General features: G+C 60.1%; 14 protein-coding genes. 10 read left to right on the top strand and 4 right to left on the bottom strand.

All coding sequences use genetic code 11. From position 1 onward, the window contains the following. Nucleotides 1-35: 35 nt before the first annotated feature. The gene (locus P406_RS00795) at nt 36-1487 is read right to left on the bottom strand and encodes a type III effector (protein ID WP_082100659.1); all 1452 of its coding nucleotides are present in this window, start codon (nt 1485-1487) and stop codon (nt 36-38) included. A gap of 332 nt (nt 1488-1819) precedes the next feature. Between P406_RS00795 and P406_RS00790 the strand changes: the two genes are divergently transcribed. Next, a complete protein-coding gene (locus tag P406_RS00790; RefSeq protein ID WP_046235030.1) occupies nt 1820-2764 on the top strand; it encodes a bestrophin family protein in 945 nt (314 codons plus the stop codon). Nucleotides 2765-2851: 87 nt separating this feature from the next. Here P406_RS00790 and P406_RS00785 read toward each other — a convergent pair whose 3' ends face one another. Next, entirely contained in the window at nt 2852-3769 is a 918-nt protein-coding gene (locus P406_RS00785; RefSeq protein WP_046235029.1) for a LysR substrate-binding domain-containing protein, read from the bottom strand. Between the two features lie 187 nt (nt 3770-3956). Between P406_RS00785 and P406_RS00780 the strand changes: the two genes are divergently transcribed. The 9 genes from P406_RS00780 (at nt 3957) to P406_RS00740 (ending at nt 12024) form a co-directional block, all read left to right on the top strand. Beyond that, nucleotides 3957-4706: an SDR family NAD(P)-dependent oxidoreductase gene (locus P406_RS00780; protein WP_003314121.1), complete on the top strand. Its 750-nt coding sequence runs from the start codon at nt 3957-3959 to the stop codon at nt 4704-4706. A 100-nt stretch (nt 4707-4806) separates the two neighbouring features. After that, nucleotides 4807-6108, top strand: a complete 1302-nt coding sequence (locus P406_RS00775; RefSeq protein ID WP_046235028.1) for an MFS transporter — start codon at nt 4807-4809, stop codon at nt 6106-6108. Nucleotides 6109-6126: 18 nt separating this feature from the next. Then, a complete protein-coding gene (locus tag P406_RS00770) occupies nt 6127-6975 on the top strand; it encodes a transketolase (protein WP_024664439.1) in 849 nt (282 codons plus the stop codon). Beyond that, nucleotides 6972-7991, top strand: a complete 1020-nt coding sequence (locus tag P406_RS00765; RefSeq protein WP_046235027.1) for a transketolase family protein — start codon at nt 6972-6974, stop codon at nt 7989-7991. The genes P406_RS00770 and P406_RS00765 overlap by 4 nt, the downstream gene beginning before the upstream one ends. A 47-nt stretch (nt 7992-8038) precedes the next feature. Beyond that, the gene (locus P406_RS00760; RefSeq protein ID WP_046235026.1) at nt 8039-8992 is read left to right on the top strand and encodes an alpha/beta hydrolase; all 954 of its coding nucleotides are present in this window, start codon (nt 8039-8041) and stop codon (nt 8990-8992) included. 41 nt (nt 8993-9033) lie between these two features. After that, a complete protein-coding gene (locus tag P406_RS00755; RefSeq protein WP_003314115.1) occupies nt 9034-9321 on the top strand; it encodes a YceK/YidQ family lipoprotein in 288 nt (95 codons plus the stop codon). Nucleotides 9322-9349: 28 nt separating this feature from the next. Next, nucleotides 9350-9835 (top strand): P-loop nucleotide/nucleoside kinase family protein, encoded by a 486-nt coding sequence (locus tag P406_RS00750; RefSeq protein WP_003409034.1) that lies wholly within the window; start codon nt 9350-9352, stop codon nt 9833-9835. A 218-nt stretch (nt 9836-10053) separates the two neighbouring features. Further along, entirely contained in the window at nt 10054-11799 is a 1746-nt protein-coding gene (locus P406_RS00745; protein ID WP_046235025.1) for an OPT family oligopeptide transporter, read from the top strand. Between the two features lie 63 nt (nt 11800-11862). Then, entirely contained in the window at nt 11863-12024 is a 162-nt protein-coding gene (locus tag P406_RS00740; protein ID WP_080052484.1) for a DUF2986 domain-containing protein, read from the top strand. A 323-nt stretch (nt 12025-12347) separates the two neighbouring features. Here P406_RS00740 and P406_RS00735 read toward each other — a convergent pair whose 3' ends face one another. Continuing rightward, nucleotides 12348-12974, bottom strand: coding sequence for a glutathione S-transferase family protein (locus P406_RS00735; protein WP_003339874.1), 627 nt, complete (start codon nt 12972-12974; stop codon nt 12348-12350). A gap of 96 nt (nt 12975-13070) precedes the next feature. After that, entirely contained in the window at nt 13071-13487 is a 417-nt protein-coding gene (locus P406_RS00730) for an ester cyclase (protein WP_046235023.1), read from the bottom strand. Nucleotides 13488-13811: the final 324 nt, after the last annotated feature.

The raw sequence follows: 13811 nt of genomic DNA, 5'->3' as shown, positions 1-13811 counted from the left end.
CGCCCCTTTGCTTTACCGGCTATGGTTGGAGACGCTTATGAGCGCCCTGGCTGGAACGGCACCGCGCTCGGTGAACCCGCAGCAATGCCACCCTCTTCGATGTCCGGCTCACGAGCATTGCGACGACGTAATGTGTCACGCAAGGATGCCCCCGTCGCAGCAATCGCTTCACCACTCGCGTCAATGCCCGCCTTGGCCAGCTTGACAGTCTGGTCGGCTACGTAGCTGGTCGAACTCGACGCCGCCGATTTGACCGTGTCCTGCAAGAACGACTCGGCTTTTCTTACTGCGGGATCGGTTGCGACCGCTGCGGTGGTCCAGGCCGCAAAAACGCCTGCCGAGCCGGCCATATTGGTCAGTTGGCTGACCGCCGCCTTGGTGGCCGGGTCAGTGATATTTTTGGTCGCCATCTCCTGTAATTTGCCCACGCCGGCAAAGCCGCCTGCCAGGGCCAGCCCGTTTTGCGCAAGACCGGTGGCCGACACCAGGCTTCTCACTGCTTTCAGGCCGTCGGTGGCGACGTCCAGCGGCAGACCCGCCACCCGCTTGCCGGCGTTCAGCGCCGCGCCGGCGTAGCTGGCTGACTTGATCGCATTGTAGGCATCGAGCCAGTCGGTTTCTTCACTCAAGTCTGCCTTGGGTTGCTTGTCCTTGATGCCGAGCACGAATGCACCGCCACGCAAGTGATCACGCGCCTGCACACTGAGCATCCGATTGCCGAACCCCGCGTTGGCCACCAGGCCGCCTGCCGCCGACACGCTGATGTCGACCGCACCCTGCACGGCGGGTCTGGATGCCAGTGCTGGCGCCAGTACGGTACGCACCGCATTACGCGCGCTGTAAGTCTGAACGGCAATGCCCAGATCGACCGCCTGACGCATGACACCCGGCGAATGACGCTTCACGGAAGCCGCCATCGCATCATGCAGTTTCTCAGGCGGGGTACTCAGGTAGTGCAGGTTGCCCGTGGCGCGATTCATGACCGTGGTGCCGACCTGATCCATGATCCCGGACAGCGCTCCGGACACAAATGGCGTCAGGGGTTTGAGCGGCGTCGGCAGCCAGTCGCCCTTGTTGATGGCAGGCTGCATGTATTGCAGCACCGACGCTGCGGCAAACGGCGTGGCGCGCAGCGCGGTCGAAGCGGTGGTTGCCATCCTGTCGAACTTCTCCGCCTTGGCGAAGGTGTCGGCAATAGTGGCAGGCGTTTCGCCCTCGTCCAGCAAACGTCTGGCGCGAGTATCGATGATGTTGTCGATCTGCTCGTTGTGCGCATGAACGGCATCCTGGTCGACGGTCGACTCACTCAACGGCAGTTTGTGCGCAGCGAACACATGATCTTTCAGGTAATCGGTAATGGAATCCAACATGGTCTGCTCGGCAGGGCTGAGCTCGCGCACGGAACTGGAGGCCAATGATTGCGATGCGGAATAAAAGCGCTCCAGCTCGATGCTGGGCTGCGGGCTGCCGGTTCGATTGATGTGCATTGAAACTCCCTCTCTATTGCGTAAGTTGCGTAGCAACGCGACGAGACGGGTCTGGCCGGACGACTGGCCTGCGAACAGGCAAGGCAATGGGGCGTCGGTCCGAGAGTGGTAACCATTGCAAACGTCCGGGAGCCCGTCAGCGAAGAGGACCGACAAGGCTGTGTGGTCGCAAGGGTGCCGGGGGTTCCAGCTGTTGAAATGGTCAAGACAGGCGTAACTGTTTCGCCACCATGGAGAATTAAGCGAGCGTTAAGCCTCGGTCAGTAAGTTTGCAGCGTGGCGTGTTGATTGACCGCGCCAAACCTCTTCCAACCCAGCAAAGGAGTGCCGCAATGCCTGGTCCTTTTGAAAAAAAATGGCTGTGCATCAGCAGAACGGTTACCTACGTTGGCTGGTCACTGTTCTGGCTTCTGCTCTGGGACGTGGCCGTGACCATGGACTTCATGTTGGTCCAGGGTGCGGGGATAGATCTCCCCCTGATGCCGCTTACGTTGTTGTGCTCGGCGCTTATCGTGCTGATCAGCTTCCGCAATTCCAGCGCCTACAACCGCTGGTGGGAAGCACGCACGTTATGGGGCGCGATGGTCAACAGCTCGCGCAGCTATGGCCGCCAGGTGCTGACCTTGATTGAAGGCAATGCCAACGAGCGTGGCAACCCGGTGAAAGAAGTATTGTTCAATCGTCACGTGGCTTACCTGCGGGCACTGCGCGCTCATTTGAAAGGCGATGTCAGCGCAGCGAAACTCGAAGGGCTGTTACCGGTTTCCGAGATTCAGCGTGCAAAGGAGAGCAATAACTTTCCCAATGACATCCTCAATGGTTCGGCGGCCATGATCTCCGAAGAGTTTGCAGGAGGGCGAATCGACAGTATCCGCCTGGCACGACTGGAGTCGACCATGGTCGAACTGTCCAACTGCCAGGGCGGCATGGAACGCATCGCCAATACGCCGCTGCCTTACCCGTATGTCTATTTCCCCAGACTGTTCAGCACGCTGTTCTGCATCATCATGCCGCTGAGCATGGTGACCACTCTGGGCTGGTTCACCCCGGCGATATCCACGGTGGTCGGCTGCATGCTGCTGGCAATGGACCGCATCGGCACTGACCTGCAAGCTCCGTTCGGCGCCAGCCAGCACCGGATCCGCATGGAAGACCTGTGCAACACCATCGAAAAGAACCTGCGCTCGATGTTTGACGCACCGGCAAGGCAAAGTCTGGTGATTGACGCGCAAGACCAGCAGGGCAGCGCCTGGCAACCGCATCGGCTGGTGGTTTAGAAGCGCTTGACTGGCGTGTCTATATTCCACGTTGGCACGCCATCCGGGACGTTGAGCATCACATTGCCAGACCACAGGCAGCACGGTTCAAAACACAAATCCCTGCCCCAGTTCGCCTTCCATCCATTCAAGAAATCGCCTGACTCTGGGGAAGCTGGAGTGCGCCTTGGGGAATACCAGATGGTGCGCGGCGACCGGTGCGGTCAGGGCTTGAGGGGCAACTTCGATCAGCTCGCCCGTGGCCAGGTACTTTTGCGCCAGCAGCGTACTTTCCAGCGCAAACCCCAGCCCGTGGCTGGCCGCTTCGAGTGTCATGTATGAGCGGTCGAAACTCAGCGCGTAGGGCTTTTCTGGACGAGCCAGACCATGCCGGGCAAACCATTCAGGCCACTTCAACAATGTGGCCTCGGAGAGAATCAGTTCGCGGTCGAGCAAGCCAGCCGCGCTGTCCACCGGACGGCGCGCCAATAATTGCGGAGACGCCAGCACAGCGAACTTCTCGTCACGCAAGGTGCGCACTTCATAGCTCGGCCAGTTAGGCCTGCCATGCCGGATATCCACGTCGATCTTGTCCCTGCTGAAATGCAGCGACTCGTAAGAACACGACAGGTTGATCTGAATGTCCGGGTGGCTTACCCGAAAGGCTTCCAGCCTCGGCATCAGCCACAGCAGCCCGAAACTGGGCGCAGAATGCAGACGCAGGCAATCGAGGCTGACATCGCTGGCAGCACGCTCGGTGGCGACGGCGAGGCTGTGCAGCACTCCAGAGACATCTTTCAGATACTGCTCACCCACCGGCGTAAGGGTCACACCACGCGCGGCCCGAACGAACAGCTGGCGACCAATCAAGGCCTCCAGACGAGCCAGTTGGTGGCTGACTGCCGACGGCGTCAGGTCCAGCACTTCGGCGGCTCTGGCCAGATTGCCAAAACGCGCCGTCTGCTCGAAGGCCTGAAGCGCTTTCAGCGGTGGCAGGCTCAGAGGTGCCTCGTCATCAGGCCGCATGGATGCTCCGCTGTGTCGGATTATTTGAATTTCGTTCATTCAACCACTCACCTGCCGAATTGACGAGAGGTGAATTTTTTTCAGCATCCAGTGATTTTTGCGGCATTGCTCAGGGCCGGCACCGGGAACACTCTGAAGTCATCGATCACCCGAATCGAACCCATAACAATAATCAGAGGTAACCCTCATGCTTCTTCAAGGCAAAATTGCAGTGATCACCGGTGCGGCATCGGCGCGCGGTATCGGTCGCGCAACCGCGATCACCTTCGCCAACCATGGCGCACGTGTGGTGATCATCGATCTCGACGAGTCCGCAGCACGCGATGCCGCCGCCGCACTGGGCGAAGGTCATCTGGGCCTGGCAGCCAACGTCGCCGACGAACACCAGGTTCACGAGGCCGTCAGCAAAATCATCGCGCACTACGGTCGCATTGACATCCTGGTGAATAACGCCGGTATCACACAGCCCATCAAGACCCTGGACATCCGCCCTGCAGATTACGACAAGGTGCTCGACGTCAGCCTGCGCGGCACCTTGCTCATGTCGCAAGCGGTGATCCCGACCATGCGTGCCCAGTCCTCGGGCAGTATCGTGTGCATGTCTTCGGTTTCCGCCCAGCGCGGCGGCGGCATTTTCGGCGGACCTCATTACAGCGCAGCGAAAGCCGGCGTGCTGGGACTTGGCAAGGCAATGGCGCGGGAATTCGGACCCGATCAGGTACGTGTCAACTCCATCGCCCCCGGCCTGATCCATACCGATATCACCGGCGGCCTGATGCAGGACGAGCGACGTCACGCGATCATCGATGGCATCCCGCTGGGTCGTCTGGGCGCGGCGCAGGACGTGGCCAATGCTGCACTGTTTCTGGCCAGCGACCTGTCGTCCTACCTCACCGGTATCACGCTGGATGTGAACGGCGGCATGCTGATTCACTGACCGCGAGTGGACGGGCTGGCAAACAGCCTGTGTTTGTTCTGGATCGACGATACGCCAGGCGGTTGCCTGGCGGTCTATAAAAACAAGAGATCAGACCATCATGATAACCACCATGACCCTCGACGCGGTGTCGACCACGCGCGCCAATGCCTACCGCAAGACCGCCTGGCGACTGATGCCGTTCCTGATGCTGTGCTACCTGTGCGCGTACCTGGATCGGGTCAATGTCGGCTTCGCCAAGCTGCAGATGATGAACGACCTGGCCTTCAGCGAAACCGTCTACGGGCTGGGTGCAGGCATGTTTTTCATCGGCTATTTCCTCTGCGAGGTGCCCAGCAACCTGATCCTTCACCGGGTCGGTGCCAGACGCTGGATCGCCCGCATCATGATCTCCTGGGGGATCATTTCCGCGCTCTTTGCCTTTGTCGAAACTGCCTGGCAGTTCTACGCCCTGCGCTTTCTGCTCGGGGTGGCGGAAGCCGGTCTGGCACCCGGCCTGCTGCTGTACCTGACGTACTGGTTCCCCTCTTATCGCCGCGCGCGCATGACCGTGCTGTGGTTCATCGCCATCCCGCTGTCCGGCATGATCGGCGGCCCGCTGTCGGGCTACATCATGACCCGCTTCGCAGGCGTTCATGGCTGGGCCGGCTGGCAATGGATGTTCGTCCTCGAAGCGATCCCGACGGTGATCGTCGGCTTGCTGGTCCTCAGCTATCTGAAGGACGGCGTGCATCAGGCGACATGGCTGTCCGCTGAAGAAAAGGAACTGGTCAACAAAGAGCTGCAAGAGGACAACAGCCAGAAAGTGGTACACGCGTCGGTAGGCGCCTTCATTCGCGACAAGCGTCTATGGCTGCTGGCGTGCATCTACTTCTGCGTGGTGATGGGCCAGTACGCGATCACCTTCTGGCTGCCGACGCTGATTCGCAATGCAGGCGTTTCCGACCCGCTGCATATCGGTCTGATGACCAGCCTTCCCTACCTGTGCGCAATCGTCGTGATGCTGTTGATGGGGCGCAGCGGCGACAAGCATCGAGAACGCCGCTGGCACCTGGTCGGCCCGATGATCGCAGGCGCGCTCGGGCTGAGTCTGGCGGCGCTGTTCGGCGGCAATCTGCTGCTGTCGGTGCTCAGCCTGTGCCTCGCCGCAGCGGGCATTCTCTCGGCATCATCAATGTTCTGGATGCTGCCCACCACCCTGCTGGGCGGGGTATCGGCGGCCGCCGGGATCGCCGTAATCAACAGCTTCGCCAATCTCGCGGGCTTCTGTTCGCCCTATCTGATCGGCTGGATCACCACCACGACCGGCTCGAGCGCCATCGGTATGTACCTGATTACCGGCGTGCTGTTCATCGGCGCGTATCTGGTACTGCGCATCCCTGCCGCCTCGGTCAATCGTTGAGTCAACGGAGTAATCACCATGACAGCCACTACTTTATCTGCGCCTTCTACCTCGCTGGCGCAGCGCGCTCATAACATTCGCCGGCACGCATTACGCATGGGCCAGGTTCAGGGCCAGGGTTATGTCGGACAGGCGCTGGGCGCTGCGGACCTGCTCGCCGTGTCCTATTTTCACGCGCTGAACTATCGCCCTGAAGACCCTGAATGGGAACAGCGTGACCGCTTTTATCTGTCGATCGGCCACTACGCCATTGCGCTGTACGCGGCGTTGATCGAGGCGGAAATCATTCCGCTCGATGAGCTGGAAACCTACGGCTCCGACGACAGCCGGTTGCCCATGTCCGGCATGGCCACCTACACCCCCGGCATGGAAATCACCGGTGGCTCACTGGGTCATGGGCTGGGCATTGCGGTGGGGGCCTGCCTGGGCTTGAAGCGCAAGAACTCCAGTGCCTTCGTCTACAACCTGCTGTCGGACGGCGAGCTGAACGAAGGCTCCACCTGGGAAGCGGCGATGTCCGCCTCGCACTGGAAGCTGGACAACCTGATCGCGATCATCGATGTGAACAACCAGCAGGCCGATGGCCACTCCAGTGAAGTACTGGCGTTCGAACCCATTGTCGATCGCTGGCAGGCGTTTGGCTGGTTTACCCAACGGGTCGACGGTAACGATCTGGACGCGCTCGTCGCAGCTTTCGACAACGCGCGCCAGCACGCCGGTACGCAGCCCAGGGTCATCATCTGCGACACAAAAATGGGCAAGGGTGTGGCGTTTCTGGAAACCCGCGAAAAGACCCACTTCATCCGCGTGGATGAGCATGAATGGGACGTCGCACTGAATAACCTCGACGAGGGGAAAACCGTATGAGCTCTGCCAATCACACACCGGCTCCGTCCGTTGCCGCGAAGAAAAAACTGACCACTTCGGCGATGATCGCGTCTATCGCGTCGGAGGGTCAGGCCACTCGACCGGCTCCGTTCGGCCATGCATTGGCGGCACTCGCTGAGCAACGTCAGGACATCGTCGGACTGTCGGCTGACCTGTCGAAATACACAGACCTGCACATCTTCGCCAAGGCGCATCCCGAACGTTTCTATCAAATGGGCATGGCCGAACAGTTGCTGATGAGCGCAGCGGCCGGCATGGCCAGGGAGGGTTTTGTACCGTTTGCGACCACTTATGCGGTATTCGCCTCCCGACGCGCGTATGACTTCATTTGTATGGCGATTGCCGAAGACAACCTCAATGTCAAAATCGTCTGCGGCCTGCCGGGCCTGACCACCGGTTACGGGCCCAGCCATCAGGCCACCGACGACCTGGCGATCTTTCGCGCCATGCCCAATCTGATGATCGTCGACCCCTGTGATGCACTGGAAATCGAACAGGCGGTTCCGGCAATCGCAGCGCATCAGGGCCCGGTTTACATGCGCCTGCTACGCGGTAACGTGCCCTTGGTGCTGGACGAGTACGGCTACACGTTCGAGATCGGCAAAGCCAAGACACTGCGCACTGGCAACGACGTGCTGATCATTGCCACCGGCCTGATGACCATGCGTGCACTGGAAGCTGCCAAGCAGCTGCAGGCTGACGGTATCGACGTGGCAGTGCTGCACGTCCCCACCATCAAACCGCTGGACGAGCAGACCATACTCGCTGAAGCCAGAAAACCGGGCCGGCTGGTGGTGACGGCCGAAAACCATTCGGTCATTGGCGGGCTGGGCGAGGCAGTGGCGACGGTGCTGCTGCGCAATGGCGTGACGCCCACGTTCAGGCAGATCGCCCTGCCGGACGCTTTTCTCGACGCTGGCGCGCTGCCTACACTGCATGACCGTTATGGCATTTCCACGCCCGCCGTCTGTACGCAAATCAAGGCGTGGCTTTAGCACTGGCAGGCGCAGGGGCTGATCCCCCTGCGCCTCGGGAGCACGTATTGAACGCCAATGAATTACTGGACCCGGCCTATCGTTGGTTCATGGACGAGCCGTCGAGCAACTGGACGCTGCACACCCTTGCCGACATCAGGGCTCGCGTCAGCGCCACCTGGGCCAACGCCGCCACAGCGCGCGGCGAGCAACACTGGACCTCCTCCGATTCGGACAATGGCATCAGGCTATGTCTTTATCGCCCGGACCTTTTACACCCTCACACCGACCTCCCGGTCATTTTGTATATCCATGGCGGCGGCTTTGTACTGGGCAGCCCGGAGATGGCCGATGATGACCTGGCCAAGCTGGCCGTCGAGCTCCAGGCAATCGTCATTGCCGTCGATTACCGGCTTGCCCCCGAGCATCCGTTCCCGATCCCGCTGGAGGACTGTTACGCAGCGCTGGAATGGATATTCTGCAACGGAGCGGCGCAGGGCATGAACACCAGCAATCTGGTGATCATGGGCCACAGCGCCGGCGGCGGGCTTGCTGCCGCGCTCGCCCTGCTGGCCAGAGACAGAGGTCTGCGGACCATCGCTGGCCTGGTGCTGATCTACCCGATGCTGGATCACCGCACAGGCACACCCGACGCTCCGCCAGCCAACCCGACTACCGGCACTTTCAGCTGGTCGCGTCAGGCCAATCATTTTTGCTGGGAATGCCTGCGCGGCGCCTACGCAGTGGACGATGATCGCAAGGCCCTGTTCTCCCCTGCACTGGCCACCGACCTGAGCGATCTACCGCCCACTTTCATCTGCGTCGGCGCACTCGACCTGTTTTTGGAAGAGGACCTGGCCTTCGGGCTGAGCCTGTCGCGCTCGGGGGTGCCGGTGGAATTGCATGTCTACCCAGGCGTGCCGCATATGTTCGATCAGTTGCCGGGGGAGCAGACCGCGCAGGCTGCGCAAGATATTGCCCGCGCCATGCGCAGGATGATCGCCGCCGGGTTATGCGGCTAGAATGACGCGCATGTTGCATCAACTCGGAAACAAAGGAATGTATGTTCAAACAATGCCTGTTACTCGCTACGGCCATCTCACTGAGCGGCTGTTGGAGCCTGATGTATCACCTCGATGGTGAACGTTGCGTCTATCCCGGCACACGACACGGCTGGGCATGGGGTACTAAAGATGTGACATCGACCTGGCCATGGCTGATAGACGTGCCGTTCTCTCTGGCGCTGGATACGCTGTTTTTGCCCTACGACCTCACCGCTTTCCTGCCGGAAAACCTTGGCGGTGATGATCGCGAGTGCCATTTCAATGATGGGCTGAATGTGCTTGGTTGACAGGCACCCATAGAGTAAGGACACGTTAATGCTCGCCACCAGACTTCACCTCCTGTGCGGCAAGATCGCATCCGGTAAATCGACACTGGCAAAATCAATCGCGACCGAACATTCAGCGATCCTGCTGAGTGAAGATCAATGGCTCTCTCGGCTCTACCCTGACGAGATCACATCAGTGGCGGACTACGTGCGCCTGGCCCATCGGATCCGCGACATCATCGGCCCTCTGGTTATCGACATGCTGAATTCGGGCATGTGCGTGGTTCTGGATTTCCCTGCCAATACGCTCGCCGACCGCCAGTGGCTTCGCAGCTTGGCTGATGACGCGCAGGTCAAGCATCGACTGCACTATCTTGATGTGGAGGACGATATTTGCCTTGCCAGACTGCATGCCCGCAACGAAAGAGCCGAGCATGACTTTGCGGCTACAGATGCGCAGTTCAGGCTCATCACCCGCTACTTCCAGATTCCACACACTGACGAGGGGCTGGATATTCTGGTTCACGGCCTGTAACTCACCGCCTGTAACTCACCAAAGGGTGCGTGGCGATGTCCTTCCGGCACTCTGATTTCTGATGTTCCTGCAACAGGCACCCTGCGTAACCGGTCGGCAAAACCCGGAACGAACGGATGCCTTAACGCCACTACACAACGATGCCCGCCATATGAACCTTCGGCCGATATGGCGCTCACTTTATAGGTTGCCTTGTCTCATTGCCGAAAGGAATTCGCATGCTTTCGACCTCACCATCGACCCCTCTTGCCAGCCCTGTCGAGCGTGAACTCAGTCTGCGCGCGGTGATTACCGGGGTTGTGCTCGGTATCCTGTTGACGCCTTCCAATGTGTACGCCGGGTTGAAGATCGGCTGGTCGTTCAACATGTCGATCATTGCGCTGTTGATCGGCTATGCGATCTGGCAAGGGCTGTCGAAGCGCTCGTCCGCGCAGCTGCCGTGGACGCTGCATGAGAGCAACATTAATCAGACGGTCGCCTCCGCCGCTGCGTCGATCATTTCAGGCGGGCTGGTCGCGCCGATTCCGGCTTATACCTTGCTGACGGGCCAGCAACTGGATGCCATTCCGATGATCGCCTGGGTCTTTTCGGTGAGCTTTCTGGGAATCTGGATCGCCTGGTATTTGCGGCCGTCGCTGCTTAATGACGCATCGCTGAAGTTTCCCGAAGGCATGGCCACTCTGGAAACCCTCCTGCACATCTACAATCATGGCCGTGAAGCCGCGACGCGTCTCAAGGTGCTGCTCAGTACCGCGTTGCTGTCGGCACTGGCCAAGTGGGTCGACACGTTCGTATGGGCGTTCCCGCGCTGGTCGCCAAGCGCTCAGTTGGAGCGCCTGACCTTTACCGCGGATCCTTCGCTGCTGCTGGTGGGGTTCGGGGCGATTATCGGTATTCGCGTCGGCTTGACCCTGCTGATCGGTGCCTTGCTGGCCTGGGGTGGCCTGGCGCCGTGGCTGCTGGAACAGGGGCTGGTGACGCTACCGGCCGACAGCAGCGGCCCGCAGTTCGCCGCGTTGGTGGAATGGTTGCTATGGCCGGGCGTGAGCCTGATGGTCTGTTCGACGCTGGCCTCATTGGCCATCCGCCTGTGGACACTGCACGCGTCTACCAAAGCCAGCGGCGCAACCCCCTGGTCAATGCCCAAGCCCTGGCCAGCTGCCGGTTTTGCGCTGGCGATCCTGCTGGTGGTCAGCCTGCAGGCGCTGTTATTCGGTATCAACCTGTGGATGGCCTTGCTGACCATTCCTCTGGCGATCTGCCTGGCGGCCGTTGCCGCGCGCGTGGTCGGTGCTACGGGTATTCCGCCCATCGGCGCAATCGGGCAGTTATCACAACTGAGCTTCGGCATCGTCGCGCCCGGTCAGGTGCCGATCAACCTGATGAGCGCCAACACGGCCGGCGGTTCAGCCGGGCAATGCACCGATTTGATGAACGACTTCAAGGTAGGCCGGGCGATTGGCGCCACGCCGCGCAAACAATTGATTGCCCAGACCCTGGGGATTTTCGTCGGCAGTATCGTCGGGGTCCTGGCCTATATGGCGCTGATCCCGGACCCGCAATCGATGCTGCTCACCGAAGAGTGGCCAGCCCCGGCAGTGGCGACCTGGAAGGCTGTGGCGCAGACGCTGACGCACGGTCTGGACTCGCTGTCGGCGAGCATCCGCTGGGCGATTTTCATCGGCGGGCTGGCTGGCTTGCTGCTGGGCATCCTCGACAGCACACTGCCCGCGCACCGCGCCCGGTACCTGCCCAGCGCCGCAGCACTGGGCCTGGCCTTCGTGCTGCCCGCCTCGGTGTCGTTGATGATGGCGCTCGGTGCAGTGCTCACCTGGCTGGTGAACTGTCGCTGGCCGTCACTTACCGAACGCTTCGCCATCACCGCAGCGGCTGGCCTGATTGCCGGCGAGAGCATTACCGGCGTCGGTGCGTCGTTGTGGCAAATGGTTCAGAACGGCGGATAGTCGCATGCATGGCGCGACAGGCAAACTGCTATGATTCGCGCCTGTGCAAGCGAGTTGAAGAACATGAATCGTCGCAAGAAAATCCAGCAGTTGCTCAAGGCCCATGCCAAAAAAGCCAGCGCCAAACTGGCCCCGCAGAGCAAGGAAAAATACATCAGCAAGGCCGACCGCGTGAAGCTGGCGGCCGAAGCAGACCAGGACTCGACCAGCCCGTCCGAAGGCTGACCCGCCACGTAAGCGCCATCGTGCGACGCAGAGCGTCGGGAACTGCATTCCCACGCGGAGCGTGCGGAACGATCATCGCAACTATCGTGCGACGCTCTGCGTCGTATGCCTTTCCGGACGCTCCGCGTCCTCTTGCGACGCAGCGCGTCGGGAACTGCATTCCCACACTGGAGCGTGCGGAACGATCATCTCAACTATCGTGCGACGCTCTGCGTCGTATGCCTTTCCGGACGCTCTGCGTCCTTTTGCGACGCAGCGCGTCGAGAACTGCATTCCCACGCTGGAGCGTTAGGAACGATCAGCCCGAATATCAGGCACAGCGGTTACTTTGCGAAAGAATATTCCCCGCCCTGCTCCAAAGCCTTGCGGTACGCAGGTCTGCCCTGCAGTCTTTCAACCCACGCGGTCACGTTCGGGTATGGCTGCAGCATTCCCTGAGCCTTGGCAAACTCGCCGATAAAGCTCATCTGAATGTCCGCACCACTCAGTTCGTCGCCAAGCAGATACGGCGTCAGCCCAAGGGCTTCGTTCAGATAGCCCAGGTAATTGGCCAGTTCCGACTGGATACGCGGATGCAGCGGCGCACCGGCGTCGCCCAGGCGTCCGACGTACAGGTTGAGCATCAGCGGCAGAATCGCCGAGCCTTCCGCGAAGTGCAGCCATTGCACGTATTCATCGTAGGTAGCGCTGGCAGGGTCCGGCTGCAGACGACCGTCGCCATGGCGGCGAATCAGGTAGTCGACAATGGCACCGGACTCGATGACCACATGCGGGCCATCTTCGATGACAGGTGATTTGCCCAGCGGATGCACGGCCTTGAGCTCGGGTGGCGCAAGGTTGGTTTTCGGGTCGCGCTGATAACGTTTGATTTCGTAGGGCAGGTCGAGCTCTTCGAGCAGCCACAGAATACGCTGCGAACGTGAGTTGTTCAGGTGATGGACAGTGATCATGTCGGGCTCCGCCGGGTGAGAGTGTCTAAAAAAGACTGCACTACCACCCCGGAGTGCCGTGAAATGATTTTACTTCGATGAACGTACTGGAATCGTTCAGGTAGCTCTGTCACTCGAAACGCTCGCCACTTCGCCACGAAGCTCGCGTTCCACTGCCGCTTTATCGATGACCGACCAGACGCCGACGATCTTGCCGTCGCCAAAGGTGTAGAACACGTTTTCGCTGAAGGTAATGCGTTGGCCACGCACCTCCAGCCCGAGAAAACGGCCTTGCGGCGAGCAGTTAAAGAGCAGACGGGCGGCAACCTGTGGTGCTTCGACCACCAGCAGGTCGATATTGAAGCGCAGGTCGGGGATGATCCTGACGTCGTTTTCCAGCATCGCCCGGTAACCGGCCAGACTGATCCACTCGCCGTTGTAGTGCACGCCGTCGTCGACGAAATCGCCCAGGTCCTGCCAGCGGCGGTCATTGAGGCAGGCGATGTAGGCACGGTACTGCTCGGCCAGGTTCATATTGCGCCCTCCTTTTCAAAAGATACCGACGCAGCCTCGTTGAAAAGGCTGCGCACTATTGCGGCCTTACTGTAGCGCTTATGAGCGGCGCAGAGAGTGAGTAATGACAGCAGCGTATGTGCCAGATAAAAACGGCTTGTAAATCAATGAAAAGCATCTTTTACCAGTCAAAAAAACTGAATTTCATTGACAGCAAAAGGGGAAAACAGGGGCGTTATGACAAGCAAAAGTTAATCGTTTCAGCAGTCTCACGCTCAAGGCTTTCGCCAGGAAAACAATCCTGAGCGGGTTTGTAGGGAACTAGCACGGCCGACACCGCCCTAA

The organism is Pseudomonas syringae pv. coryli str. NCPPB 4273, assembly GCF_000972175.1.
Lineage (GTDB): Bacteria > Pseudomonadota > Gammaproteobacteria > Pseudomonadales > Pseudomonadaceae > Aquipseudomonas > Aquipseudomonas syringae.
This window is presented reverse-complemented; position numbering and strand designations above follow the sequence as displayed.